This is a genomic window from Streptomyces finlayi (genome assembly GCF_014216315.1).
Taxonomy (GTDB): domain Bacteria; phylum Actinomycetota; class Actinomycetes; order Streptomycetales; family Streptomycetaceae; genus Streptomyces; species Streptomyces finlayi_A.
In genome coordinates this window covers 4,765,573-4,791,446 of record NZ_CP045702.1, presented here as the reverse complement: position 1 = coordinate 4,791,446, position 25,874 = coordinate 4,765,573, and the positions used below count along the sequence as shown (strand labels likewise).

At 68.5% G+C, this 25,874-nt stretch carries 27 protein-coding genes; 14 read left to right on the top strand and 13 right to left on the bottom strand.

Annotation, left to right across the window (positions count from 1 at the left end):
* Window positions 1-48 precede the first annotated feature (48 nt).
* The 4 genes from F0344_RS22165 (at window position 49) to F0344_RS22150 (ending at window position 6,397) form a co-directional block, all read left to right on the top strand.
* Window positions 49-801 (top strand): TIGR03089 family protein, encoded by a 753-nt coding sequence (locus tag F0344_RS22165; protein WP_185300470.1) that lies wholly within the window; start codon window positions 49-51, stop codon window positions 799-801.
* A 175-nt stretch (window positions 802-976) separates the two neighbouring features.
* Window positions 977-2,602 carry an LCP family protein gene (locus F0344_RS22160; RefSeq protein ID WP_185300469.1) on the top strand — a complete coding sequence of 542 codons (1,626 nt, stop codon included), beginning with the start codon at window positions 977-979 and terminating at the stop codon, window positions 2,600-2,602.
* 223 nt (window positions 2,603-2,825) lie between these two features.
* The gene (locus tag F0344_RS22155) at window positions 2,826-4,589 is read left to right on the top strand and encodes an LCP family protein (RefSeq protein WP_185300468.1); all 1,764 of its coding nucleotides are present in this window, start codon (window positions 2,826-2,828) and stop codon (window positions 4,587-4,589) included.
* Window positions 4,590-4,633: 44 nt separating this feature from the next.
* A complete protein-coding gene (locus F0344_RS22150; RefSeq protein ID WP_185300467.1) occupies window positions 4,634-6,397 on the top strand; it encodes an LCP family protein in 1,764 nt (587 codons plus the stop codon).
* A gap of 84 nt (window positions 6,398-6,481) precedes the next feature.
* Here the strand turns inward: F0344_RS22150 and F0344_RS22145 are convergent, their stop codons facing one another.
* Window positions 6,482-7,528, bottom strand: a complete 1,047-nt coding sequence (locus tag F0344_RS22145; RefSeq protein WP_185300466.1) for a glycosyltransferase family 2 protein — start codon at window positions 7,526-7,528, stop codon at window positions 6,482-6,484.
* Window positions 7,529-7,707: 179 nt separating this feature from the next.
* On the opposite strand from F0344_RS22145, the gene F0344_RS22140 reads away from it, so the two are divergent.
* Complete coding sequence (locus F0344_RS22140; RefSeq protein WP_445585679.1) at window positions 7,708-9,213, top strand: LCP family protein; 1,506 nt, start codon at window positions 7,708-7,710, stop codon at window positions 9,211-9,213.
* A gap of 16 nt (window positions 9,214-9,229) precedes the next feature.
* On the opposite strand, the gene F0344_RS22135 is transcribed toward F0344_RS22140, so the two are convergent.
* Entirely contained in the window at window positions 9,230-9,778 is a 549-nt protein-coding gene (locus tag F0344_RS22135; RefSeq protein WP_185300465.1) for an acyl-CoA thioesterase, read from the bottom strand.
* A 118-nt stretch (window positions 9,779-9,896) separates the two neighbouring features.
* On the opposite strand from F0344_RS22135, the gene F0344_RS22130 reads away from it, so the two are divergent.
* Window positions 9,897-11,186, top strand: a complete 1,290-nt coding sequence (locus F0344_RS22130; protein WP_185300464.1) for an LCP family protein — start codon at window positions 9,897-9,899, stop codon at window positions 11,184-11,186.
* Window positions 11,187-11,263: 77 nt separating this feature from the next.
* On the opposite strand, the gene F0344_RS22125 is transcribed toward F0344_RS22130, so the two are convergent.
* The 3 genes from F0344_RS22125 to F0344_RS22115 are packed head-to-tail and all read right to left on the bottom strand — an operon-like array spanning window position 11,264 to window position 13,552.
* The gene (locus F0344_RS22125; protein WP_185300463.1) at window positions 11,264-11,740 is read right to left on the bottom strand and encodes a hypothetical protein; all 477 of its coding nucleotides are present in this window, start codon (window positions 11,738-11,740) and stop codon (window positions 11,264-11,266) included.
* Window positions 11,741-11,795: 55 nt separating this feature from the next.
* A complete protein-coding gene (locus F0344_RS22120) occupies window positions 11,796-12,389 on the bottom strand; it encodes a DUF4276 family protein (protein WP_185300462.1) in 594 nt (197 codons plus the stop codon).
* On the bottom strand, window positions 12,386-13,552 hold the full coding sequence (locus F0344_RS22115) for an AAA family ATPase (protein ID WP_185300461.1): 1,167 nt from the start codon (window positions 13,550-13,552) through the stop codon (window positions 12,386-12,388). Before F0344_RS22115 ends, F0344_RS22120 begins: the two co-directional genes overlap by 4 nt.
* 178 nt (window positions 13,553-13,730) lie before the next feature.
* Here F0344_RS22115 and F0344_RS22110 point away from each other — a divergent pair, with 178 nt between their 5' ends.
* Window positions 13,731-14,363 (top strand): hypothetical protein, encoded by a 633-nt coding sequence (locus tag F0344_RS22110; RefSeq protein WP_185300460.1) that lies wholly within the window; start codon window positions 13,731-13,733, stop codon window positions 14,361-14,363.
* A gap of 68 nt (window positions 14,364-14,431) precedes the next feature.
* Here the strand turns inward: F0344_RS22110 and F0344_RS22105 are convergent, their stop codons facing one another.
* Genes F0344_RS22105 through F0344_RS22095 form a run of 3 tightly spaced genes read right to left on the bottom strand, consistent with a single transcriptional unit; the run spans window position 14,432 to window position 15,723 of the window.
* Window positions 14,432-14,623 carry a DUF397 domain-containing protein gene (locus tag F0344_RS22105; RefSeq protein WP_185300459.1) on the bottom strand — a complete coding sequence of 64 codons (192 nt, stop codon included), beginning with the start codon at window positions 14,621-14,623 and terminating at the stop codon, window positions 14,432-14,434.
* 15 nt (window positions 14,624-14,638) lie between these two features.
* Entirely contained in the window at window positions 14,639-14,848 is a 210-nt protein-coding gene (locus F0344_RS22100; RefSeq protein ID WP_185300458.1) for a DUF397 domain-containing protein, read from the bottom strand.
* Entirely contained in the window at window positions 14,845-15,723 is an 879-nt protein-coding gene (locus F0344_RS22095) for a helix-turn-helix domain-containing protein (protein ID WP_185300457.1), read from the bottom strand. Before F0344_RS22095 ends, F0344_RS22100 begins: the two co-directional genes overlap by 4 nt.
* A 164-nt stretch (window positions 15,724-15,887) precedes the next feature.
* On the opposite strand from F0344_RS22095, the gene F0344_RS22090 reads away from it, so the two are divergent.
* On the top strand, window positions 15,888-16,325 hold the full coding sequence (locus tag F0344_RS22090; RefSeq protein ID WP_185300456.1) for an ATP-binding protein: 438 nt from the start codon (window positions 15,888-15,890) through the stop codon (window positions 16,323-16,325).
* 56 nt (window positions 16,326-16,381) lie between these two features.
* Here F0344_RS22090 and F0344_RS22085 read toward each other — a convergent pair whose 3' ends face one another.
* Window positions 16,382-17,557: a hypothetical protein gene (locus F0344_RS22085; RefSeq protein ID WP_185300455.1), complete on the bottom strand. Its 1,176-nt coding sequence runs from the start codon at window positions 17,555-17,557 to the stop codon at window positions 16,382-16,384.
* 455 nt (window positions 17,558-18,012) lie between these two features.
* Here F0344_RS22085 and F0344_RS22080 point away from each other — a divergent pair, with 455 nt between their 5' ends.
* From F0344_RS22080 to F0344_RS22070, 3 genes are read left to right on the top strand one after another with little or no spacing between them, the layout of a single operon-like run.
* The gene (locus tag F0344_RS22080; protein WP_185300454.1) at window positions 18,013-18,978 is read left to right on the top strand and encodes a hypothetical protein; all 966 of its coding nucleotides are present in this window, start codon (window positions 18,013-18,015) and stop codon (window positions 18,976-18,978) included.
* A gap of 48 nt (window positions 18,979-19,026) precedes the next feature.
* Window positions 19,027-19,401, top strand: coding sequence for a PadR family transcriptional regulator (locus F0344_RS22075; protein WP_185300453.1), 375 nt, complete (start codon window positions 19,027-19,029; stop codon window positions 19,399-19,401).
* A complete protein-coding gene (locus tag F0344_RS22070) occupies window positions 19,398-20,006 on the top strand; it encodes an HAAS signaling domain-containing protein (protein ID WP_185300452.1) in 609 nt (202 codons plus the stop codon). Before F0344_RS22075 ends, F0344_RS22070 begins: the two co-directional genes overlap by 4 nt.
* Before the next feature lie 381 nt (window positions 20,007-20,387).
* On the opposite strand, the gene F0344_RS22065 is transcribed toward F0344_RS22070, so the two are convergent.
* Entirely contained in the window at window positions 20,388-21,161 is a 774-nt protein-coding gene (locus F0344_RS22065) for a helix-turn-helix domain-containing protein (protein WP_185300451.1), read from the bottom strand.
* Between the two features lie 321 nt (window positions 21,162-21,482).
* Between F0344_RS22065 and F0344_RS22060 the strand changes: the two genes are divergently transcribed.
* Entirely contained in the window at window positions 21,483-21,983 is a 501-nt protein-coding gene (locus tag F0344_RS22060; protein ID WP_258050046.1) for a glycine-rich domain-containing protein, read from the top strand.
* A 74-nt stretch (window positions 21,984-22,057) separates the two neighbouring features.
* Window positions 22,058-22,687: a class I SAM-dependent methyltransferase gene (locus tag F0344_RS22055; RefSeq protein ID WP_185300450.1), complete on the top strand. Its 630-nt coding sequence runs from the start codon at window positions 22,058-22,060 to the stop codon at window positions 22,685-22,687.
* A gap of 83 nt (window positions 22,688-22,770) precedes the next feature.
* On the opposite strand, the gene F0344_RS22050 is transcribed toward F0344_RS22055, so the two are convergent.
* Both F0344_RS22050 and F0344_RS22045 read right to left on the bottom strand, forming a co-directional pair.
* On the bottom strand, window positions 22,771-24,180 hold the full coding sequence (locus F0344_RS22050; protein ID WP_185300449.1) for a DUF3987 domain-containing protein: 1,410 nt from the start codon (window positions 24,178-24,180) through the stop codon (window positions 22,771-22,773).
* Window positions 24,177-24,350 carry a hypothetical protein gene (locus F0344_RS22045; protein ID WP_185300448.1) on the bottom strand — a complete coding sequence of 58 codons (174 nt, stop codon included), beginning with the start codon at window positions 24,348-24,350 and terminating at the stop codon, window positions 24,177-24,179. The genes F0344_RS22050 and F0344_RS22045 overlap by 4 nt, the downstream gene beginning before the upstream one ends.
* A 180-nt stretch (window positions 24,351-24,530) precedes the next feature.
* On the opposite strand from F0344_RS22045, the gene F0344_RS22040 reads away from it, so the two are divergent.
* On the top strand, window positions 24,531-25,052 hold the full coding sequence (locus F0344_RS22040; RefSeq protein WP_185300447.1) for a hypothetical protein: 522 nt from the start codon (window positions 24,531-24,533) through the stop codon (window positions 25,050-25,052).
* Here the strand turns inward: F0344_RS22040 and F0344_RS22035 are convergent.
* The gene (locus F0344_RS22035; RefSeq protein WP_258050045.1) at window positions 25,015-25,584 is read right to left on the bottom strand and encodes an IS5 family transposase; all 570 of its coding nucleotides are present in this window, start codon (window positions 25,582-25,584) and stop codon (window positions 25,015-25,017) included. The two genes, F0344_RS22040 and F0344_RS22035, sit on opposite strands and share 38 nt — an antisense overlap.
* Window positions 25,585-25,874 lie beyond the last annotated feature (290 nt).

The window sequence follows — 25,874 nt, the reverse complement described above, 5'->3', positions numbered from 1 at the left end:
TGCCCGGTTCACCCCGCACGGCCACCCCGGCCGCGTACCCTTGCGCGGATGAACTCCAGCGACCGCACCCCCGCCGACCTGCTGCGATCCGCACTCGCCGCGGACCCGGCCCGCCCCCTGATCACTTTCTACGACGACGCCACCGGAGAGCGCGTCGAACTGTCGGTGGCCACCTTCGCCAATTGGGTGGCGAAGACCGCCAATCTGCTCCAGGGCGACCTGGCGGCGGAACCGGGCGACCGGGTCGCCCTGTTGCTCCCCGCGCACTGGCAGTCCGCCGTCTGGCTGCTCGCCTGCTCGTCGGTCGGTGTCGTGGCCGACATCCAGGGCGACCCGGCGGCGGCCGATGTCGTCGTCACCGGTCCGGACAGCCTGGACCGGGCGCGCGCGTGCCGCGGCGAGCGGGTCGCGCTGGCCCTGCGACCGCTGGGCGGCCGTTTCCCGCAGGCGCCCGAGGGATTCGCGGACTACGCGGTGGAAGTGCCCAGCCAGGGCGACCGCTTCGCGCCGTACGCGCCCGTGGACCCGGACGCGCTCGCGCTGGTCGTGGACGGTGTGGAGCTGACGGGCGCACAACTGGTCGCGCGAGCCCGTCAGGACGCCGCCGGTCTTGGACTGGCGCCCGGGTCGCGTCTGCTGTCGGGCCTTACGTACGACACCTGGGACGGGCTCACCGCAGGGCTCTTCGCACCGCTGGCCGCCGGGGCCTCCGTGGTGCTGTGCCGTCACCTCAGGCAGCTGGACCAAGAGGGCCTCGCGAAGCGTGCCGAGAGCGAGCGCGTCACCAACACCGCGGTATGACATGCGCCCTGAGGGTCACCTGTACGGCCCATGGCGGGCCGAGTCCCCGGGGTTGAGCGTCAACCGCGGTACATGATCGGCGGTACAGACCAGTCTCCCGAGGCGCACAACCAAGCGTGAGGTTCAGCCGTCTACTCCTGCGACCGGCGGCCCATCGCGCCGCCGACCGTGAAGGATGGACGCAGACGTGACGGACAGTGCTGGCACGCCGGCCGACCCGGATCAGCCGGGCCCCGAGGACGAGCCGCAGGCGGGAAAGCAGGACGGTTCCGGGGCGGACGCCCCGCAGGACGGACCGCGTGCACCCGGGTCCGGGACCCCCGCGGATCCGGAAGCGGGGAGTGGTTCCGGGACCGACGCGGGGAGTGGTGCCGCGCCCGAGGCCGGAAGCGGTTCCGGGCCGGACGCGGGTGGAGAAGCCGTGACCGAGGCCGGTGAGGAAACCGAGCCGGAGGCCGGCACGAAGGCCGCGACCGAAGCCCGCGACAAAACCGAGCCGGAGGCCGGCACGAAGGCCGCGACCGAAGCCGGTGAGGAAGCCGGGCCCGCAGCGGATGCGAAGGGCGGGCCGGAGGCACGGAGTACGCCGGCCGAGGCCGGCGACGGCGAGCAGGCCTGGTCCGAGCGGCCCAAGGACGCACTGCCGCCGGGCTACAGGCGCCACTGGCTCCGGTGGACGGCCCTCGGCGCCTCGTTCGTCGTCCTGGTCGCCGCCGGGGCCGGCTGGTGGCTGTACAAGAAGCTCGACGGCAACATCAAGACCGATACGGGCGCCGCCGCCGAACTGAAGGCGTACGAGAAGGAGCGGCCCACACCGATCGCGGTTGACGCCCAGAACATCCTGCTCATCGGGTCCGACAGCCGGTCCGGCGACAACAGCAAGTACGGCCGCGACGACGGCGGCAGTCAGCGCTCGGACACGACGATTCTGCTGCACCTCGCCGCCGACCGGCGGAGCGCCACGGCCGTATCGATTCCACGCGACCTGATGGCGGACATCCCCGCCTGCCACACGGCCGACAAGAAGACCACCACCGAGCGGTTCGCCCAGTTCAACTGGGCCTTCGAGGTCGGTGGCACGGCCTGCACGATCCGTACCGTGGAGCGGATGACCGGCATCCGGGTCGACCATCACATGGTCGTCGACTTCAACGGCTTCAAGGACATGGTCGACGCCGTGGACGGTGTCGAGGTCTGCCTCAAGGAGCCCGTCAAGGACGCCGACGCCCATCTGGAACTCCCGGCGGGACGGCAGAAACTCGACGGCGAGGCGGCACTCGGATACGTGCGCGCCCGTAAATCCATCGGGAACGGCAGCGATACCGAACGAATGGACCGCCAGCAGAAGTTCCTGGGCGCCCTGGTGAACAAGATGCAAAGCAATGGTGTCCTGCTCAACCCCACGCGCCTCTATCCGGTTCTCGACGCGGCGACGAAGTCGCTGACCACCGACCCCGGACTGGCCTCTCTGCGGGATCTGTACGACCTGGTGCGCGGAATGCGGAACGTACCCACCGACAAGGTGCAGTTCCTGACCGTGCCCCGGCAGCCGTACCGGGCGAACATCAACCGGGATGAGCTCGTCGAACCGGACGCGGGCCGCCTCTTCAAGCAGCTGCGCGAGGACGCACCCGTCGCGGTGGTGCCGGCCGATGAAATCAAGTCGTCCGAATCTCCCGGCGCCGACCCCACCGAGAGCGAACCGTCCAACGGAAAGCCGGACGATTCGGACTCCGCGGATCCGAGTCCCGCACCGACCTTTTCGGGCTCGAATGCCGCGGATGACCTGTGTAAGCAGTAAAGCAATTCCCAAGCCACCGAGGACAATCGGTGAGGAATGGGAAGTATGCCCGGTTATAAAGGGCGTGCTATGTGTCACGACCGTCGCTTGAGGGCTAAGTGGCCGGATAGTGTGACGCGATCCGGTGCTCCCGACCCTCAGGTCGCGCACTGCTTCAGCGAAGGACCGAGCGCCTTTTCGGGGGAGGCGCCTCGCGTGGCACCGACGGAGGGCCCAAGCAACCGTGGATGCGCAAAGCCGTGGGCGGACGGACGGAACCGACGCCGCAGACCAGTGGGTACTCAACCCGCACACCGGTGATTACGAACTGCGACTGGACCACTCCGGACCGCATCCGACGAGCGGCACCGACGCGGCCGCCGACGGTCGTGGACCGGAGTCCGACGCCGCCGGTCGTGGACCGGGATCCGGCGCGGAGCCCCGCCAAACGCGCGTACCGCGTCAGCGCGGGCGCAACGGGCGCCCCCAGCGCACCCCCGAAACCGCCGCCGCACCCGCCGCCGCTTCCGTCGGCCGCCGTAAGCGCAAGCCTCCGAAGTCCCGCAAGAAGACGGCGATGCTGTGGACGGGCGGGGTGACGGCCTTCGTACTCGTCGCGGGCTCCGCCGGTGCGTACGCGCTCTACCAGCAGTTCAACGGCAATCTCGACACCATCGACGTGGGCGACGCGGGCAGCAAGAGCGTCGCCGCCGACGGTCCGCTCAACATCCTGATCATCGGCACGGACAAGCGGACGGGCAGCGGCAACGAGGGGTACGGCGACAAGGGCAGTACCGGTCACGCCGACACCAACATCCTCTTCCACGTCTCCGAGGACCGCACCAACGCGACGGCGATGAGCATCCCCCGCGACCTGATGACCGACATACCGGACTGCGAGACCACGCAGCCGGACGGTTCGCGGGAAGTCGTCCCGGGCACGAAGAACGCCCGTTTCAACGTCAGCCTCGGCCAGGAGGGCCGCGACCCCGGCTGCACCATGCGGACGGTCAAGAAGATCACCGGGATAGCGCCGAACCACTTCATGATGGTGGACTTCAACGCCGTCAAGGAGCTCTCCAGCGCTGTCGGAGGCGTCAAGGTCTGTCTGGCCAAGCCGGTCAAGGACGCCGACTCCCATCTCGATCTGCCGGCCGGAGAGTCCACGGTCCAGGGCGAGCAGGCCCTGGCCTTCGTCCGCACCCGCAACAGCTTCGGCAACAAGAGCGACCTTGACCGGATCAAGATCCAGCAGCAGTTCCTCGGCTCGATGATCCGGCAGATGAAGTCGAACGACACGCTCACCAGCGCCTCGAAGCTCTACAAGCTCGCGGACACGGCGACCAAGGCCCTCACGGTCGACTCCGGCATCGGATCGGTCAAGAAGCTGATGGACCTCGCCAAGGTGCTCGGCAAGGTCGACACCAAGAACATCACCTTCGTCACCATGCCCGTCATCGACAACCCGGCCGAGCCGAAGCCGATCACCGTGGTCGTGGCCCCGACGAAGGGCGAGCAGCTCTTCTCGATGATGCGCGACGACATCTCGCTGACCGAGGTGAAGAAGAAGGAGAAGCAGCAGGAGAAGGCCGCCGCGAGCAAGCAGGCGGCGCTGCTGGAGGGGACGCGGGCACAGGCGGCCGACGTACGCGTGGACGTCCTGAACGGCGGCGGCATCGCGGGCGCCGCGGGCACCACCGTCAGCTGGCTCCAGAACGAGCAGGGCGTACTGAAGTCCACGAACAGGGCCAACGCCCCGGCGAAGATCAAGAAGACCACGCTGGAGTACGCGCCGAACCAGGCGGACCAGGCCCGCAAGCTCGCCGACCTGATGGGGCTGCCTGCCACGGCGATGAAGCCGGGCACCACCGACGCCGAGGGGCTCCAGGCGATGGTGCTCACTCTGGGAGCCGACTTCAAGGGGGCGGGCGTGCCCGTCACCGGTCCGGCAAAGGCGCCGGACGACATGCAGAGGGCAAGCGCCGACAAGGCGGAGTGCGCCAAGTGACCTGGTGTCAGCGCGCCACACGGACAGTCTGAGCAGGGGGCCTGGTGGGACGGAGCAGTACGCCTGGGGAGGGGACGCGGCCGCGCGGCCGGCACGACCGTCAACCCGGCAGGGAGGATGACTCTCATCGGAGCGAGGACGGCGGAGGCCGGAGTGCCGCCCGGGGCGAGGGGCGCCGGGGCAGGGGCGGAACCGGCCGAGGCAGCGGCGGCAGGCCGCCGGGCCCACCGGAGAGCGGGCGTCGGCGCGGGGGTCCCGACCGCGGCTCCAGGCGCTCACCCAAGCGCGGCAAGCGCCGCATATTCCGCTGGCTCTCGTCCGTTCTCGCCCTGCTCATACTCGCCACCGGCGCCGCCGGTTACTTCTACTACGAGCACCTCAACAGCCAGCTCCGCAAGGGCAAGCGGAGCGCGGGCAACAGCGCGGCCCAGAAGACCGAGCCGAACGCCGCGGGCCAGACCCCGCTGAACATCCTGATGATCGGTTCGGACAGCCGTAACTCGGCCGCGAACCTCAAGCTGGGCGGTTCGAAGCAGTCCGTCGGCGCCAAGCCGCTCGCCGATGTCCAGATGCTGCTGCACGTGTCCGCCGACCGCAAGAACGCCTCGGTGGTCAGCATCCCGCGTGACACCCGCGTCGACATCCCGGCGTGCGTGGACCCGGAGAGCGGTGAGGAGGCGCCCGCCACCAACGCCCTCATCAACCAGACGCTGGGCCGCGGCGGCCCCGGCTGCACGCTCGACACCTGGGAAAAAGAGACCGGCATCTACATCGACCACTGGATGATGGTCGACTTCGCCGGTGTGGTCTCGATGGCCGACGCGATCGGCGGCGCGTGGGTCTGTGTGAAGGACGACGTCTACGACCTCCCCAAGCCCAGGGTGCCTGGCGGTTCCGGTCTGCGTCTGGAGGCGGGCAGGACCAAGATCCAGGGCAAGCAGGCCCTCCAGTGGCTGCGCACCCGCCACGCCTTCGAGAGCGACTTCGGGCGGGCCAAGGCCCAGCACATGTACATGAACGCGGTGATCCGCGAGTTGAAGAGCCAGAACGCCTTCACCGACACCGGCCGGCTGATGAACCTCGCGGAGACGGCCACCGAGTCGCTCCAGGTGTCCGAGGAGATCGGCACGGTCAAGAAGCTGTTCGATCTGGCCATGCAGCTCGAGAACGTGCCGCTGGACCGCCTGAACATGCTGACGATGCCGCGCGTCCCGGACCCGTTGGACCCGGATAACCGGGTGCTGCCGAAGCCCGGCGCGGCGGACAAGCTCTGGTCGCTGCTGCGCGACGACCGGCCGCTCGACAAGAAGGGCCGTGACGCGGAGGCCGAGAAGCACAAGAAGGAGCAGGCCGAGCAGGAGGCGGCCGACGCTCCCGGTCCGGCCGCTGCCGACGCCCTCGACGTGACCGTGGTCAACGGCACCGGCGCGGACGGCGTCGCGGCGACCGAGGGCCGGGCCCGCGCGATCACGGAGCTGCTCCGGACCAAGGGCTTCGCCAAGGCCGAGTCGGCGCCGGACCCCGGATCGGCGCTGACCACCCAGGTGACGTACCCGAAGTCCGGGGGCGCGCAGGGCAAGGTGGACGCGCTGTCGCTCACCAAGGCTCTGGGGCTTCCCGGTTCCGCGGTGAAGGTGTCGTCGGAGGTCGACTCCCTGACGCTGACCGTCGGTTCGGACTGGCGGACGGGAGACACCTATCCGAAGGCGCTGGACGACGACACCGACCCGCTGGACGGCACCGAGGCGGAGAACGCGGCGGACGAGGGCGCCTGCATGGACGTCTACCGGCCGTACCGCACGCCGTGAGGATCTGACCGCGTTACGCGGTTGCACGGCTACGAGAGGAGGCCACCCGGATCACCGGGTGGCCTCCTCTCGTACCGCCTGTGGTCAGGCCGCCGAGTTCCTCGAAGGTGATGTCGTCATCTGATCGGCGGCCGGGCGGCGCGACGCGATGACCTTCTTCGCCAGCGCACGCGGGCTCGTCAGGAAGCCGTAACCCCACGACATGTGCATGGTGGCCAGCGCCACCGGGATCTGGGCGCGCGCCTTGAGCGACAGCCCCTTCCCGGCGGGCAGCGACCCGCCGACGATGGCCGCGACGTATCCGGCGGGCACGACGAGGGCCCACGGGGTGACGGCCGCACCGAGCACGAGACCCGCCGCGATCGCGCAGAGGGCGGTCGGCGGCGCCAGGTAGCGCAGGTTGATCGACCCGGGGTGGTAGCGGGCGACGACGTGGCGCCAGCGGCCGTAGTCCTTGTACTGCTTCGCCAGCGCCCGCACCGAGGGGCGGGGACGGTACCGGACCTTCAGCTCGGGCGAGAACCAGATCAGGCCGCCCGCCTCGCGGATGCGGAAGTTCAGCTCCCAGTCCTGGGCGCGGATGAACTCCACGTTGTAGCCGTCGGCCTTCTCCAGGGCCTCACGGCGGAACACCCCGAGGAAGACGGTCTCGGCCGGTCCCGCCTCGCCACCCGTGTGGAAGGCCGCGTTGCCGACGCCGATCTTCGACGTCATCGCGGCGGCGACGGCGTCCTCCCAGGCGTTCTCGCCCTCGGCGTGCATGATGCCGCCGACGTTCTGCGCGCCCGTCTCCTCCAGGAGGCGGACGGCGGTGGAGACGTAGTTCGGCGAGAGCATCCCGTGGCCGTCGACCCGCACCACGACCGGGTGGCGGGACGCCTTGATCGCCGCGTTGAGCGCGGCGGGGGTGCGGCCGGTGGGGTTGGGGACGGTGTGGACCCGGGGGTCCTCCCGTACGAGCTCGGCGGCGATCTCGTCGGTGCGGTCCGTGGAGGGGCCGAGCGCGATCACGACCTCCATCTCGCCGGCGTACTCCTGCTCCAGGATGTGCCGGACCGAGTTACGGAGGTGACGTTCCTCGTTGAGCACCGGCATGATCACGGAGACGGAGGGGTACTGCGCGGCAGACATGTGGTCCTCAGGGGGTCCTCGGGGGCGCCGGGGTCAGCACCCCGGAGGGCGGCGCTATGCGGCCGCCACGTTACCGCGAACGAGGGACACGTTCGCGCGCCGCCGGGTCGCAACCCGGAATGCAGATCGTATGGGCCTACCGTGCGAAAGTCCCCCTTGCACCGCGGAGGTGTCCCCCCGTGCCCACGCCTCACCGCTCGCCCCGTTCACCGCACCCCCGCACCGCTCCCCCGCAGCGCAGGCCCAGAAAGCAGCAGACAGCGGCCCCCCGCCCGGCGCCCCGCTCGCGCACACAGGACGAGCGGCCCCGCTGGGGCATGCGCGTGGCCACGGGAATCTCCGTGCTGGTGCTCGGCGCGGGTGGCATCGGTCACGCGGTGGTGACCAGCCTGGAGACCGGGATCGACCGCGTCGACGCGTTCAAGGACATGAAGAACCGGCCGCAGGGCGGTAACGGCCTGAATCTCCTGCTCGTCGGCACGGACGGCAGGGACAAGATCACCGCTGGGGAGAAGAAGAAGTACAGGCTCGGCGGCGCCCCCTGCCACTGCACCGACACGGTCATGCTGGTGCACCTCTCGGCCGACAGGAGGCGGGCCAGCGTGGTGAGCCTGCCGCGCGACAGTTACGCGCAGATGCCCGCGCACATCGACGCGACGACCGGGAAGCAGCACGGAGGCCACCCGGTGAAGCTGAACGCCGCGTACGCGGAGGGTGGTGCGAACCTCACCGTCCGGACCGTGGAGCGTATGACCGGTGTGAAGATCGACCACTATCTGGAGGCCGACTTCACCAGCTTCATGAAGACGGTCGACACCGTGGGCAAGGTGAAGATCTGCACGCCCCGGCCGATGAAGGACTCGTACACGGGGCTCGACCTCGCGGCCGGTACGCATGAGCTGGACGGGGGCCAGGCCCTTCAGTACGTCCGCTCCCGGCACATCGACGGCGCGGCGGACCTGGGGCGGATGCAGCGCCAGCAGGCGTTCATGGCGGCGCTGATCAGGCAGGCCACCAGCAGCGGCGTGCTCATGAACCCGGTGAAGTTCCAGCAGGTCGTCTCGTCGATGCTGGGTTCCGTCCGGGCCGACAGGGGCTTCGGCACGAAGCAGATGCTGGCCCTCGGCAAGGCGATGCGCGGCTTCACCCCTGCCTCGTCCGAGTTCACCTCCGTACCGATCGAGAACCCCTCGTTCCCGGTCAAGGGCATCGGCTCGACGGTGAAGTGGGACGCGAAGAAGTCGAAGAAGCTGTTCCAGGCGCTGCGCGACGACAAGCCGCTCGCGCCGGCCCCCGCGAAGCAGCGGCCCGGGGCGAAGCTCGTCGACGTCTCGCCGCAGGAGATCCGGGTGCAGGTCTACAACGGAACCCCGAAGGACGGGCTCGGCAAGGACGTCGACGCGGCGCTGCGCGGTACGGGCTTCAACACCACGCGCGCCCCGCTCAACGGTGACCTGAGCGATCTGAAGCGGACCCTGGTGACGTACGACCCCCGCTGGGACCGTTCGGCGAAGGCCCTGGCCGCCGCGTTGCCGGGATCCGAGCTGAAGGCCGTGAAAGGCCAGGGACAGACGTTGAGGGTGACGGCCGGGTCCGACTACCGCTCGGTGCAGCGCGTGAAGGCGCAGGGCCCGCAGCACGGCGAATTCGGGGCACAGACGGGCGACGAGGTGGTCTGCCCGTGAGCCGCTCGGCTGCGGCTCAGTCGTCGATGCCGTCGGCCACGCGCTTCTCGCGCAGCTCCTTGATCGCTCGGCGCCTGGCCAGCCGGTGCGTACGGCGGATCTGGGCCTCCTGGTAGCGCCGCTTGTCGCGCTCCGTCTCCGGGACCACCGGCGGTACGGTGCGCGGCTTGCCGTCCGCGTCGACGGCCGCGAACACGAGGTACGCGCTGCCGACCTGCTGGGCGGGCGTCGACTCGTTCCAGCGCTCGGCCATGACGCGGACGCCGACCTCCATGGAGGAGCGGCCCGTCCAGTTCACCTGGGCGCGGACGTGAACAAGGTCACCGACGCGGACCGGCTCCAGGAAGACCATCTCGTCCATGGACGCGGTCACCGCGGGACCGCCGGAGTGCCGTCCGGCCACGGCGCCCGCCGCGTCGTCGACCAGTTTCATGATCACGCCGCCGTGCACCGTACCGAGGAGATTGGTGTCGCTGCCGGTCATGATGTGGCTGAGAGTCGTCCGTGAAGCCGCGGTCGGCTTGCCCGGAATCTCGCCCTCCGGGCGCTGGGCCTGATCTGTCATGCCCTCCACCTTATGCGCGGGCTTGCGTGCCGCAGAATGCATCAGCTTCGCAACAGCCCTGGACCAGTTTCGCTCACCCCCTGTAAAGGCCGTGGGCCCGCCCTGCACACTGGTCCGCATGAATGATTGGCCCGAAGGACGGACCGGCGACCGTGACCGCTACGGCCGGGGAAGTTCCAGCCCCCAGCCGGAGGGCGCCCGCGCCATGCCGCACATCCAGCGGCGCCCCGCGCCGCCGCAGGCGCCCCAGGTCCCCCCGCAGGGCCAGGGCTACGACGACCGCCACGCGAACACCCCCGGTTACGACAGCGGGTACAACACGGGCCAGGTCTACGGCGGCGGGAACGGCGGCGGCCAGGGCGGCGGCGGACGCGGCGGGGGTGAGGGCCGGAACTACGGCGACGGCGGTTACGTCCAGGGCAGCCCGGCTGTCGACTGGCGCCGCCGGCTCAAGATCGGCTCGCTGACCCTGGTGGTCGTGGTGCTCGCGGTCTCGGTCTCCACGTACTTCTGGGCCGACTCGAAGCTCAAGCGCGAAGTGGACCTCTCCAAGGTCATCGAGCGTCCGTCCGAGGGCGACGGGACCAACTACCTGATCGTCGGTTCCGACAGCCGTGAGGGCATGACGGCCGAGGACAAGAAGAAGCTGCACACCGGTTCCGCGGAGGGCAAGCGGACCGACTCGATGATGATCCTGCACGACGGCTCCAACGGCCCGACGCTGATCTCCCTGCCGCGTGACTCGAACGTCGAAATACCGTCGTTCGTCGGGTCCGAGTCCGGCAAGTCGTTCAAGGGCACCGGCCGTACGGTGAAGCTGAACGCCGCGTACGCAGAGGACGGCCCCGAACTGCTGGTCCGCACGGTCGAGTTCAACACCGGCCTGCACATCGACCACTACGTCGAGATCGGCTTCGGCGGCTTCGCCCAGATCGTGGACGCGATCGGCGGGGTGGAGATGGACATCCCGAAGGCGTTCAAGGACAAGAAGTCCGGCGCCGACTTCCAGGCGGGCAAGCAGACGCTGAACGGCGAGCAGTCCCTCGCCTTCGTCCGCACCCGGTACGCGTTCGCGCGCAGTGACCTGGACCGTACGAAGAACCAGCAGAAGTTCCTCGCGGCGCTGGCGAGCCAGACGGCGACCCCGTCGACGATCCTCAACCCGTTCAAGCTCTACCCGACGATGGGCGCGGGCCTGGACACGCTGATCGTCGACAAGGACATGTCGCTCTGGTCCCTGAGCCAGATGTTCTTCGCGATGAAGGGCATCACGGGCGGCGACGGTACGTCGATGAACATCCCGATCTCGGGCAGCGTGAACGGCAACCTGGTCTGGGACAAGGCGAAGGTCAAGCAGCTGGTGCAGGAGCTCAACAACGACGAGAAGGTCACCGTCACGAGCGACTGACCGCCGACCGCGCGATCGGCGGAGGGGCCCGGACGGGGTGCGTCACCGTCCGGGCCCCTCCGCGTCGGGCCACGGGCTCACACGACGCCTCCGGTCGGGCCCTGCGGTTCCACTTCACCCAGGTCCTCGTACAGCGCGCCAAGGACTCGCCCCGTGGGCTCGCCCTGCGGCGACAGCTCGGCCAGGCGCCACCGGGGGAGTTGTGACTCGACCTCGGGCGGGAGGTCGCCGTCCGCCGGATCGGCCAGTCCGTGGAGCAGCCCGAACGCGGTCTCCCTGGCCACCTCGCGGGCGATCTCCCCCAGCTCGCCGGGCGTCAGCCCGAGCCCCAGCGCCCGCTCGACGACTCCGCTCGCCGGGCCGTGCGCGCGGTACGCCTCGACCCAGAGGGGGGCCGCCGCACTCCATACGTCGATGTCCTGCCAGACCATGCGCAGGAACCGGTAGCGGGCCAGCTGAGGGATGTTCTCCTCGGCCTCGGATTCGGCCCACCCCTGCGCGTCGTCGGCACCCAGCGCCTCGAAGAGACGGGTGAGCTTGTCGATGTCGGTCATGGACAGGGAAGGTACGCCACGGGCTCGGTGCCTCCTGAGCCGAGTCGCTCACCCATCAGACGGTCTGGCCGAGGAGAAGCTCCACGGCGTGAACCATCCGTCGGAACGACCGGCTCCCCGCCGCTGCCGCGCGCAGGTCCATCACGCCCGAGAACTTGGCCTGGTGCAGGGTCTCTTTGTAGGACTCCGTCATCAGACCTTCCAGCTGGCTCTTGGCTCCCCGCTTGGCTTCGGAATCACCCGGCGCCACGGCGTCGTCCTTCACTGCGGGGTGCGCACACAGCGACTCGACGGCCGCCAGAAACCATGCTTCGTACTCGTGCCTGGCGATAACGATCTCCACAGGAACCGTCACAAGCCCGTCTGCCGGTGCGAGCGCGCGGGCGAGCTCGACCGGGCAGGTGACGTCGCTGTCGTCGCCATCCCTGAGAACCAGCACACCGCCCCGGCCCGGTACACGCGCAGCCTGGAAGCGTACGGCCTTGCCAAGTTCCTCGGGCTTACGCATCTTTCCCGAGTCGAGACGGAAGGGCTGCGCCACCTCCACCCAGGTCCCGCAGAATTCCGCAGCAATCCGGGTGACGAGCTCCCGTACGGCTGTCACCTCTCCGTGCCCTTCCACGATCGGGGCAACCACCGACACGGTCACTGGGCGGACTCCGGCAACAGCTGGTCCGTACGCAGCAACTCGCCTGGCGTGTAGAGCTGTTCCCTCATGGCCAGCGCTCCGGCGGCGTCGAGCCGCCCGATTCTCGTCACGCCGCCGATCGAACGCACCGCGCGCAACTGGGACAACTCGAAGTCATGGCGGTCCAGTAGGTCGGGACTGTGGCTCGTCACGATCACTTGGCGCCGCTCGCTCGCGTCCCGCAGAGCATCAAGCAGGACACCTGCCGCTGCCGGATGCAGTGCACTTTCCGGCTCCTCGATGCCGACCGTGCTGAGCGTGGCTCCCGTCCCGGCGAACAGAGCTACGAGCACACCCAGTGCACGGAGCGTCCCGTCGGAGACCGACTGGGCCTGAAAGCGCCATGGTCTCTTCGCCCCGGGCACATCCTGGGCGAATTCCAGCGTCTCCCAGTTCCCCAGATCCGAGCGGGTCACCTCATGCATGCCAGGGACGATCTGCTGCAGATACGCCTCCACCCTGGCCTTGTCGGCAGGCTCCAACCGGTGCAGCACACTGGCGATGTTGGCGCCGTCCCGGTGCAGGAAGTCGCCTGAGTCCGGCGTCTGTGGCTGCCGCATGACATCGGGGTTCAGGCTGAACACACTGATGCCCGCCAGGCCGTCGAACACCGGACGGAAGACATCGAGTCCCGCCGCGGAAACAAGGTAGAGACGCTGTTCGCTCACAGGGGGCATCACCGGTTCGGTCTGGTCCGCCAGCGCACCCCTTTCGACGCGGAAGCGGGCGTCGGCGACACGCTTCCCTTGCCCGTGGTGTGCGTCCAACCACAGCCCGCAGTTCTCGCGCGCGACACGAAAGCCTCCGCCCTGTACGGCGGCCACCTCGAATCCGTACTCGCCCTCGTAACCCGGACCACGGAATTCCAGGTCGATGGAAAAGTGCGTCGGGTGCCCGGTGGAGCGCCGACGGACTTCGGCAACACCACCGCGGCTCCGCAGCGCCTGGTCGAGCGAGGTCTGCAATGACTCGGAGACCAGCCTGAGCGCATCGAGGAAGTTACTCTTGCCCGAACCATTGGGCCCCACGAGCAGCAAGAGCCGCCCCAGCTCGACATCGGTCTCCGCGATGCTGCGGTAGTGCCGGAGCCGGACCCTGGTCAGCGAGAAGTGATTGTCCTGCATGTGCCCAGTCTGGCAGTGGCCCCGACCCGCGTCACACGTTCACTCCCGGACGCCGGTCGTGTCCCGCCCCCTTCTCTGCCGTTTGTCCTCCCACTCGACGCAGCCGGCCGGTCAGAACCTGCCCGTCCCGTTGGTAACTTGGGCTGCATCTGCTTGTCTTCAGCTCTTCGGGGGAACCATGAGCCAGCCGCCGCCGTACAACCCGTACAGCCAACCGCCCGCCATGCCCCCGTCCCCACCTGGGTTCGGCGCCCCGCAGCAGCCGTACGCCGGGCAGCCGCCCATGCAGTCCTGGCAGCAGCCGCCGATGCCGCCGGGCCAGCCGTACCCGCAGCAGCCGATGCCGTTCGGGCAGCGGGAGCAGCGCGGCCATCCGGTCGGCGCGTTCTTCCTCGGCTACTTCGCCTCGGTCGTCGTCTCGCTCGCCTACAGCGTCCTGGTCCTGGCCACGTACGAGGACCAGACGCGGAACACCCCGCAGATCCTGTACATAGCCCACGCCCTCCTCAACGGAGCGATCGTGGGAACCCTGATCGGGCTGATGGCGCGCCGCAGGAGCGGTGCGTGGATCAGCGGCGCGGTCATCGCTCCGCTCGGGGTCTTCTTCGGCCACACCAACGCGGTGCCGATGATCATCGCCGACATCAGCGGGATGGCCGCTGTCGGCGACATGATGGAGGACGACCCGTTCATCCCCGCAAAGGTCTGGTGGGGCAGCCATGGGGACACCGAATGGATCTCCCTGCTCGGCCTCGTGCTCGCGGCGGCCATGGCCTGGCTCCTGGCCTTCGCCACCGGCCGACGCCGCTGACCCGGACGGAAGGGTCCGGACGACCACCCGTCCGGACCTCGACAGGGCGGATGGGCGCGCGCCCGGGGTCAGTTACCGGAGGCGTACGAGACGAAGCCCGCCCATGCGCCGGGGCCGAAGGCGAGCCGGGGGCCCTGTACGTCCTTGGAGTCGCGGACGTGGACCGTGTGGGGTGTGGACGCCACCTCGACGCATTCGCTGCCGTTACTGCTGTCGCTGTAGCTGCTCTTGAACCACCCAAGCGCGGCCTGGTTGACCATGGCTCCCCCTGGACGTCAGTTGTCGGAAGCGTACGAGACGAAACCTGTCCATGCTCCCGGGCCGAAGGCGAGCTGAGGGCCTTGGAGTTCCTTGGAGTCGCGGACGTAAACTGTGCCGTGGCCGGCCGCGACCTCAACACATGAGTCGCCCTCACTGCTGCTGCTGTAGCTGCTCTTGAACCACTCAAGCGCGGAAGCGTCTCCGGCAGAGGTCTTGCTGATCATGTCTCTCCCAGCATTTGCTCAATGAAGGCCAGCGACTCCCGTGGAGCCAGAGCCTGGGCCCGGATCATCCCATAGCGCAGCTCAAGGATTCTGAGCTGCTTCGGGTCGGATACCGGACGGCCTGCAAAGGCGCCCTCCGACCGACCCACCGCTGTGCCATCCGCAAACTTCAATACCTCGATCCCACCGCCCATTCCGGCGTGGTCCTCACGGCTGGTCGGCATCACCTGAATCTCGACGCTCCGCAATTTGCCTACTTCCAGCAGGCGTTCGAGTTGGCGGCGCAGCACCATTGTGCCTCCGATCGGACGACAGAGGGTCACCTGTTCCTGAACGAAACTGAGGGCAGGAGCTGGTGACCTCTCAAAGATGCTCCGCCTGGCCATGCGCGCCGCCAACACCCTCTCCACCTCATCTTCCGAGTACGCGGGCCGCCTCATCTCGAACAGCGCCCGCGCGTACTCCGGCGTCTGCAACAGGCCGTGGATGTTGTGGTTGCTGTACAACCCCACCTCCACCGCCCGAGCCTCCATGTTCGTCAGATCCCGCACCTTCTTCGGGTACCGGACCTCCGCCACGTCCTTCTTCATCGCGGACAGCTTCCCGCCCGCGCCCACGACGTCGTCCGCCCTGTCCAGGAACTCCGGGCGGGGGATGCGCCGACCGCCCTCCACCTTGTAGACCAGGTCCTCGCCGTAGCCGACCGCCGCCCCGAACTCCGCCGCCCGCAGGCCCGCCGCCTCGCGCCAGGCCTTGATCTGGCGGCCCACCGCCGCTACCACCGCCACCCCCGACTCGTCGTCGGGATCGACGTCCCAACCGGGCTCGTCCGCACCGCCGTTGCCGCGTTCCGTACCGTCGCCGCCCACGCTCATACGTGCCCCACTTCCCGACCCACGTGCCGTACGTCCTCAACCGCCTCTGTTCCCCGCACGTCACGCCGGACAGCCGGGACAGCACCGGACAAGCCCAGGACAGTTACCGTACGCAAGGGCTTCGTCACTGTTCACGGTACGCACGCGCGGGCACGCTGAGTGACGTGAACCCAGAAACCACGCTTTCCCGACGACCCGTCGACACCCGGTCGTTCACGGTGCTGCTGTCCCCCACCCGTCGGGGCGCCCGCCTTGCCCGGCTGCTCACCGTGGCGCATCTCGACCTCTGGGGGCTGCCCTCCGATTCGGCCGCGCACATCGTCGCCGAGCTGGCGACCAACGCCACGGTGCACGGTCGGGTACCGGGTCGGGACTTCCGGTTGGAACTCGCCGTCCGGCACGGCTCGTTGCTACGCATCGAGGTCTCCGACGCCCGTGGGGAGTGCCTGCCGCCGGGTCCCGGCGCCGTCAAGCCGCCCGCCGAGGACTCGGAGGCCGGGCGCGGTCTGCTCATCGTCGACGCCCTCGCCGACCACTGGGGGGTCACCCCTGGGCCCGTGCCCCGCAAGACGGTGTGGGCGGAGCTCTCCCTCGTACCGTGAGGACGGCGAATGCCCCCGGCGACGAAGCGACGTCGCGGGGGCATTCTCTCGGCCCCTCAGTCCTTGGGGATGCGCACCGCACACGTGGAGAACGGGTCGTTCCGCACGCACTCGAACAGGTCGCGCCACGGGCTGCTGGTGTCCTGGGCGCCCTCGGCCACGGTCTCCTCGCATGTGGCGTCCGACAGGCCCCAGAGCGATCCGTCCGGCCAGCCGGCCTGCCGCGTCCGGTTCTCCACCGCGTCGAGACAGCCCTCCGGTGCCTTGAGGCGCTTGAGCTCCTTCACGAGTTCCAGATACTTCGGATTCCGGAGCGAGTCCGCCTGCTCGTCCAGCACCCTCTTCGCCTCGTTGCGCTCCTGCGCAGACGCGTCCGGGTTCTGATAGGTCCTCAGCGCGTTGGCGTTCTTCTCCAGGACCTTCCGGATCTTCTCCCGGTCCGTCGGATTCGTCGGCGACGTCTCCGGGTTCGTGAAGGCCGCCAGTGCCGAGCTGATCAACTCCAAGGCGCGCGTGGCGAACTCCCTGACCGCCTCCGGCACGCCCGGCTTCGAGAGCGCCACCAGAGTGGCGGACATGATGTCCGCGAGCCTCGTGTACGTGGCCCGGTCATCCGGCGACGCCTTCGGGTCCAGACTCCTTCTGATCGCCTCGTTGAGCCCGATGGCGATTCTCGTGTACGTGGCCCGGTCATCCGGCGACGCCTTCGGGTCTCCGACCACCTTCAGCGCTTCGTTGAGTCCCTGTACGTACCGCTCGTACGCGATTCTGTCGTCCGGATCCGTCTTCGGGTCGTCGATCGCCGCCAGCGTCCTGGCCAGCGTGTCCTTCAGCTTCTGCTTCTCCGCCTCCGGTACGTCCAGAGCCTCTATCCGGCCTTCCACTTCCTTCTGCAGCTCCGTCGCGGGCACCTTCGACTTCTCGGGGTTCACCTGCCGGCTCTCGTCCTCCTGGGGCGACTCGGTCCGGGACTCCTCCTGCGGGGATTCGGGCTGCGGCTGCTCCGTCTGCGGCGACTCGGGCTGGGGCTCCTGCGGCTGGGGCTCCTGCGGAGTGGGCGGAGGAGGGGGAGGAGGGGGAGGAGGGGGAGGCGTAGGTTGCGCGATCGGAGCTTGCGCGACGACGCCGGGCGCGGCCACAGCAGTGGCCATCCCCGTAGGCACCGCGAGTGCGGCAGCCAGGCAGGAGGCGCCCACGACACGGGACATCTGCCGCCGAATGACTCTGGGCATAGCGGTTCCAGGTGCGCTGGGAGGGGTGCTGCGGTGCCCTCGTGGGCTCGGGTCCGTCAGACGGTCCGAGGAGGACCGGAGATCCATTGCTCAACGGTTCACAAGCGCTACGAGAACAACTCTTCGCCCGGTCATGTCATGACGCAACTCGGACGGCGAGTGCCCTCCTACCGTGACCGTCTCCACCGGGTCGCGGGAATCCACGACCCGGTGGACCGCGACCCGGCCACCCGCGACATCAAAGACTTAAAGAACTTGGGAAATGACCCAACCAAACCCACCCCGCCTCTCCCGGAGGCTCGGTCACCCACACGGGTGAGGTTTGCCAACTGAGCTGGATTTTCGGTGGGTTGGTGGGCATATGCTCACGCTCACCACCGCAAACATGTCGGCCCCCGACCGGGACTCACAATCCCGACCGAGGGCCTGACCAACGAGGAAGCAAGACCTTCCTGATGGCTACCCAGCAGATTAACGCGCTCTCGCGCGCCCTGGCCGAGGTTCCCGGCCCTTCCGGCGTGATCCACGTCGTGGTCCCGCACACCCGGCTGTTCACGATCGTCGGCAACCATCTCGCCCAGCACGGCGAGCTGTCACTCGTCGCCATCGGGCTGTCCGTGCACATCCAGTCGCTGCCCGGCGGGGCCAGGATCGGCATCAAGATCCTCGCGGCCCGCTTCCCGGAGAGCGAGACCCGCATCGCGTCCGCCCTGCGGGAGCTGGAGTCGCACGGCTATCTGCGACGCACGCGCAGCCGCCTGCCCAGCGGCCGGATCGTGACGCGCACGGTGTCCTACAACCGGCCGGGGGCCGGCCAGGAACCGGCGCCTGTGGAACGGATGGCGAGGGCGACCGTGGCCGACCTGGTGCCGACGGCCTCAGCACCTCCTCCACCACCACCGCCACCCGCGCCGGAACCCGTAGCCGTCGCCGTGCCCGTACCGGCTCCCGTACCGGCTCCCGCACCCGCACCGCCCCCCGTCCTCCTACCGGCTCCCACCGCACCGAAGCCACCGCCCCCGCCGCTCCCCCGGCCGGGTGCGCTCACCCCGCAGCTGCACAGCGCCGCCACCGCGCTCCTTGCCGGACTCCGCCGCGACGCGCCCCAACTGGTGCTGTCGACAGGCGACGTCGAGCTGCTGGCTCCCGCCGTCGCCACCTGGCTGGAGCGCGATGCCCACCCGGACGCGGTCCGCCGCACACTCACAGCCGACCTGCCCCACCCGCTGAAGCACCCGGCGAAGCTCCTGAGGCACCGCCTGACAGCCCTTCTGCCGCCCCCGCTCCCCGGCTCGCCGGTCCACACCCCCGTACGCCGCACCGTCCCCCTCCAGAACTGCGAAGGCTGCGACCGCGCCTTCCGCTCCACGGAACCCGGACACTGCCGCGACTGCCGGTCCGAGCTCGCCAGGGCCGCGTAGCGCACCCTCCCTTCCCATCCACTTGCCTCACCAGGTATCTTGCATCGCATGGAACCAGGTGATTCGACCAAGCAGGCACGGGCAGCCGCCCAGCTGCGCAAGGGCGTCCTGGAGTACTGCGTACTCGCCCTGATGCGGGACCGCCCCCGCTACGGCGTGGAACTCCTCCACGCCCTCCAGGACTCCGGGGCCCTCGCCACCAGCCAGGGCACGGTCTACCCGTTGCTCTCCCGGCTCCGCCGCGACGACCTGGTCACCACCACGTGGCAGGAGTCCGCCTCCGGACCACCCCGTCGCTACTACGCGCTCACCGACAGCGGCCGGGCCGCACTCGACGAGTTCACCCGCGTCTGGCCCGGCTTCCGCGATGCCGTCGACGCCTTCCTGACCACCCCGCCCCCCTCCACCGGAGACCTCGCATGAAGACCTCTGCCGACCCTGTACGCGATTACCTCTCGGCCGTCGAGCGCGAGGCCTCCGCACTCCCCGCAGACCGCCGCCAGGAACTGCTCGCCGACCTCACCGAACACATCCAGGTGTCACGCGCCGAACGCCCCGATGCCGCGATCGGCGAGATCCTGGCGGCGCTGGGCGACCCCCGCACGATCGCGGCGACGGCGCTGGCCGAGGCGGGGACCGGGGCTGTCGGGGCCGGCGGGAGCCCGGCCGGGGGCAGTGCGGACGCGCCCGTCCGGCGCGGCAAGGTGCACCCCCTGGTCCCCCTCCTGATGCTCACGCTCCCGTACCTCGTCGCGGCGCTCCTCCCCGACGTGGCCGCCGCACAGTTCTGCAGCACCCTGTTCCGCGTCATCGGCGCGGTGCTCCTCTGCACCTCGGTGCACTGGACCGCCGTCCACAAGACGACCGGCGTGCTGCTCACAGCCGTCCTGCCGACCGTCGCCATCAGCATCTGGGTCTCGTCCGGCGCCGCCCCGTCGAGTGACACCACGGCGCTCCTGGCCAACCTGGCGACGCTCGCCCTGCTGGCCGGCACGGCGGCGTGGCTCTGGCGGGTCCGTCGCGCCTGAGACGTCGTCTCCGCCCTTGCGGGGACCCGGGGGGCCCGGGGCGGCCGAAAGGAGCGCGCATGGGCGCCTTCCTCCGCCACGCGGCACCAGCCCGTGCGGACTTCCCCTTCGCGTCCGGCGATACGTCCGAGCACGCGAGACGGCCCCCGGATCGCGCTCCGAGGGCCGTCTCGCTGATGCGCCGCCCAGCCGGGTTACGGCAGGTTGCGCGCCATCACGATCCGCTGGACCTGGTTCGTGCCTTCGTAGATCTGCGTGCTCTACGGCATACATCGACCTGGCCTGCCAAAACACACTGAAAGTGAGGGGCCGCCCAGGATTCCCCCAGGATCAGTCCAGAAGCGGTGCTCTCACGCACGAGGAACGTAACCAACCTGGCGCTCACTCTGGGGAAGCCGAGTACCTTTCGACGCTGGCCCGTCCGGTGGAGCGGTCGAGTAGGCGCAGCTCCCAGGGCCCACTGTTCACGTCGAAGTCTTTCCCGAACCCCACCCACTTGCCTGCCATACGGCGACCCGTCGGCTCGATCAGTAGCTGAACAGCACCGTGGTAGCGGGCACCGTGGTAGTAGCCGTCCAGCGCCGTCTGTTCCGTCCACGTGCCTGTGATGATGTTCCGGTCCACGGTCAGGTCCAAAGACAGGGGGCTGTCCGGGTTGGTCGACGCCCCGGGCAGGCTCTGGGCTGTCAGCCTGTTGCCGTGCTGGACGATGACGACATGGTGCTTGCAGTCGAAAGTCTCGTCACGGCTGGACGAGTAGAACTCGTACCGAGACAGCCAGATACCTGCGTACTCTCCCTGCGTCTCCGGCTCCGGACTTGTGACGGCACTGGTCGTGCCGACTTCCCCAGCTTCCATATCGTGGCCTCCTGCGCCGTCTGAGTGGACGCGTGTCATGGGGATCGCAAAGCCTAGTGACTCGGGGGCGCGGCCAGTGAACTGTTTTAGCGCTCGCGCGTACAGCGGGCGGCACGTCCTGGTCATCCCGGACTCCCAACGCTGCACAAGTCGCTTGGAGGCATCGTTCGGTTCGCCCAGTTCTTCCCCCGCCCCACGTAATCCCTGGGCGAACTCGTCTTGGCTGAGATTCATCGACTTGCGTACGGAGGTCAGGACGTCGTTGGGAACTCGCTCGCGCTCGGCCGTAGTCGTCATGGTCCGAGGCTAGCGACGCGGGACCTCCAATGACACCGGTTTGACGCCCTCGGAACGACGTCGAGATGACGCCGGAGGGTCGTCTCGAACGTCGCCGCAATGGTCGAGGTTAATCCGGAGCATGGTCGACATGTCCATCCGCATCAGCGCCTACAAGGTGAGAGCCGACGGTACGCAGACCGAGTCGCGAACCCTGTACGAGGGTGAGGGCGGAGCGCCCCTCGCGACTGGCGTTATGCCCCCGTGCCTGTGCCCGAGGTGCAGAGGCGGGCGGCATGAACGGAGCACGTCGGACATCCAACTACGTGGAGGTAGGCCAGCATGAGTACGGCAGTAGTGATCCGCGACCCGAAGACGTACGTCACGCCGGACGTGTGGGAGCGGGAGGTTACCCTCCTCCTCCGGAACCCGGAGAACACCCGCGAACTCGCGGAGGCCAAGTTCGGGCAGGCCATCGCCTACCTGGTCACGTGCGGCGAGAACCCGGACCTTCTCATGGGTCCGTCCGAGCAGGTGGACGAGGCGTGGCACTCGTTCATGCTCGACTCGATCCCCTATCACCACTTCACCAACCGGCACTTCGGCCGGTACATCCACCACGTTCCCGAGCTTCCGGGAACGAGGGCCGGGGTCCAATGTCTCAGCGACGACGAGGCGACGCGGGACGGGCACGACTCCAGGACCGGCGGCCCGCTGGTCCTGGAGCAGACGATCAAGGCCATCAAGGCGGCCGGGTTCGAGATCGACCCCGACCTGTGGGGCATGGAGAGTGCAGCCGACTGCAACCAGTGCCACGCCGGGTGCCACGACTCACCCAAGTAGAACTGCATAGCCGTTGAGTTGGGGCCTACCCCGTACGTTGGGAGTAGGCCCCTTCTGCTGGAAAGGATCACCGCATGTCATTGGCTGAGTCCTGGGACAAATACGCGGTCGGAAGCAAGCCGCGCAGGGCAGTGAACGCCACGGGCGAGACGACGTGGCTGAACTGGACTCAGTACGCCGAACACGGACCGAACGAGAGCGTTCTAGGACCCGTCGCCGGACGTCGGGTGCTGGAACTCGGCTCAGGCAGCGGGAGCAACCTGGCGCACCTGGTCACGCTCGGTGCGACGGGCCTGGGAGTGGACGTTGCACCTGCCCGCGAAACGGTCGCGAAGGAGCGTTGGGCTGGCCTGGCCGGTCTTGAGTTTCGCACCGCAGAGGTGACGGCATTCCTGACCGAGACGGACGAGACGTTTGACGTCGTGCTCTCAATCTTTGGTGCCGTGTGGTTCGTCGATCCGCGAACCCTGCTACCGCTGATTCGATCACGCATGATTTCGGGCGGCACTCTCGCGTTCTCCCACCTCCCCGCCGGAATCCAAGACGTGAAACTAGGCGGGGCAGGGTTGCGGCACAATCACAGCCTCGACGCATGGGAGCGTCTGCTCACAAGCCACGGATTCACGGCGGTGTCAGCATCGCTTATCGATCCGCCGCAGGACAGGACCGTGGGCACGATGCTCGTACGCGCGCTGGCGTGCTGACCGCGCGCGTACGGCAACACTGACCAACGAATGAACGCCCCTGCCGAGAATGGCAGGGGCGTTCATTTGCTTTGTTCGGGTGATCAGAGGAGCGCGTGGAAGGGGTTGAAACCTCTGGCCGGTTCCGGCTGCTTCACTGGCATCGGCTCCGGTGACTGCTTCGGTGCTGTTCTGTAAGTGTCGATCTGTACGACCGTGGCGCGCTTCTCATCACGCTCCGGGTCAGCCGGCCGCGACAGAGGGCTTCGGGAAACGTCGCATCGGTTCTGCTTACGGTCCGCGCTGGCCGGCTGGGGCACAGCGTGAGCGGAACTGCCGTCTTCGAGTGTGAAGACGGTGGAGGGTCGGCCGGTCTTCCCCGACCGTTCCACGGTCACCGTGATGCCGGGAAGCACCTTGACCTCACCGGCGGTGGCTCCCACGTACGGGAGTACCTGTGAGGACGTGGCCCGACCGCCGTGCATCTCGATGCGTGCCCGGACCTTGTCCGCGAGGCTGAGGGGCTGACGGTTCGCCTTCGGGGACGTGGCCCCCTTGGTAATGCGAACAGTGTCCTGGACGGAGCGCCGGACCAGGCTGAAAGCGGCCGAAAGGATCTCTCCCGTGATGGACTCGGAGCACTCGGACGCGGCCAGGCAGGCAGCGACCCTGAGTGTCTGTTCTGCGGTCCGTTCGATGAATACTGCCTGTCCGTCGGGCAGGGTCTCACCCAGGATGCGGGCGTATCGGCGTACGACCTTCCACAGGGGGCGGGCACCGTCGGAGAGTGTGATGACGCGGGTGCGTGCAGTGGCCCATCCGTAGGCGTCGGCCAGTTCTCGGCTGTCGATGTCGGGCAGGCTCACGCGGTCGTCGTCGAGCATGGGAACTGATCCCAACAGGAAGGGGAGGATGCGGTTGTACGAGCCTCCGGCCGCTTCCGACTCCCCTACGTATTTGGTCCAGTCGGAGGGGGTGACGTGGCAGTGCAGGACCATGGCGGGGTCGCGTACTTCCTGAGCCTCTTCCTTGGTGGTGTTGCGGAGCGTGGCACCGTCCCAGGCCGCCCGGAGTTTGGTCGTGAACGAGGGGTCACGCTTGCCCCTGCGGAGCACTTCCGACCATTCCTCTTCCACTACGAGGGTGCGCACGTCGCGCCCCTGTTCCGTCTCGGCTGTGGCCTCCTGCTGGCCCCACAAGTGGTTGACCAGGCTCGCCCCGGACGTGATCCCGGATGTGGTGTGGGTCACCAGGAAGCGGCTTACGGACTTCTCCAGAACATGGTGTGCTGCCCGAAGTGCCGACCCCTTCCCGCGTCCCGTACCGGCGACCAACGCACTCCACAGCAGCACCGGACGGCCGTTGCCACGGGAGGAGACCTTGACGGTTCCGCCGATGGCTGCCGACCACATCGACAAAGCGGACACGTACACACCCAGTTCATCCGTTTCCAGGTACGGGGAGATCTTGCGGACGGAACGGCCTATCGGGCCGTAGAGAACGGGGGTGTTCATGCGGCTGTCACTTCCTGGGAGTTGGTTCGGTTGAGAGGGACGACAGGGCGCCACCAGCCGCCGTCCTTGGTCTGCGTATGGGGGTCCTTGGCTGTCTTGCGCAGCAGGGGGAGCATGTCGCCCCCGTCCGCCGGAATGATCACGGCGGTACATCGCACTGCCTTGTCCATGGGGATGCGCCGTGCGACTGAGGCAACCGTCAACAGGTCGTCACTCACGACCCCTGTGCGGTCCTTAGAAGCTGTTGTTAAAACGGTCTTGAGGGTTGCGTTTCCGCTGGTCAGGCATGAAGTGGGCTGGGTGCGGAAGGGTTCGGGCGTCATGGTTGTCCGAGCATGGAGGTGCGGGGAATGCCGTCGGTGAAAGGGCTGCTGGAGGAGCGGGAACGTGCGGCGAGGCAGCGGGTGGAGCTGCTGCGTGAGGAGGCCGAGCGGGTCCTGGCCGCGCTGCGGGAGGCCGAGGCGTTCTGGGAGCGGAAGGTCGTCGCGCTGGAAGAAGTCGATGACGCCTTGGCCGTGGGCCCGGAGTCCGTGGCGGGCGGCGGGGTGGAAGTGGAGGATGTGCTGTCGGCTCCGCCGGTCGTGGCGGGGTCGGTGGTGCCGCAGTGGCGGGAGGGACTGTCGGTGTCCGCGCTCACGCCGGACTATCAGCGCATCATCGGTGTCCTGGCCGGCCGGGAGGCCGACGGGGCGGATGGTGACCGGTCGATGATCTGCAGGGAGATCGCCGCTGGGCTGGGCCTGGAGTTGGTGCCGGCGAAGGTGGAGGGGGTGCGGTCGAAGGCGAAGAAGATGGTGGCCCGTGGGTGGCTCATCGAGGTGCGGGCGGGGCGGTTCACGCTCGCGGACGGTCTGCGAGGCGACGGCTCATGACCATGGTCATCGACCACAGGACCATCGCTTCGGCACTGACGGCCGTGGTTTCGAAGTCACGGGCCAGACGACGCGAGCGCATCAGCCAGCCGAAAGACCGTTCCACTACCCAACGGCGGGGAAGAATCCTGAAGCCCTTGGTGTCGTCAGTACGCTTGACGACCTCCAGCACGATGTTCAGCGCCTTTGCCGCGCCGGCGAGGACGGGGCCGGTGTAGCCGCCGTCGGCCCAGATGAGGCGGAGCCGGTCGAACTTCTTGCTCAGGACGGGCAGGAGGGCCTGGAACGCGTCGCGGTCGCCGGTGTCGGCAGGCGTGACGTGCACGCTCAGCAGCAGCCCCAGGGTGTCGGTCACGATGTGCCGACGCCTCCCGTTGATCTTCTTGTTTCCGTCGTAACCACGTGAGGCGGCCGGAACGTTGGCGGCGGCCTTCACCGACTGCGAGTCCACGATCCCCGCGCTCGGCTGCGGGTTCCTGCCTGCCCGCGTCCGGACCTGCTCGCGCAGCCGGTCGTGGAGCTCGGCGATCAACCCGTGCTCCCGCCACCGGCGGAAGAACGCATACACCCGCTCCCAGCAGTGAGGTTCCCCCGAGATGCGGAAGATGATGACAGAGGGTCAGATGGTTCTCATGAGAGGAACATCGACCATGGCTGCCCCCAGGAAATAAGCTGGTCGCCAATCCGCGGTTGCACGCATACGTCAGTGAAGGGGCGTAGGACTCGCCCTTGGTATCAAGGGGCCGAGGCCACCGTTTCGTTAACGCCTCCTCCTCCGCCCACCCGTACGCCATGTGCCCACGCGCTGGAGGGGAATGGACT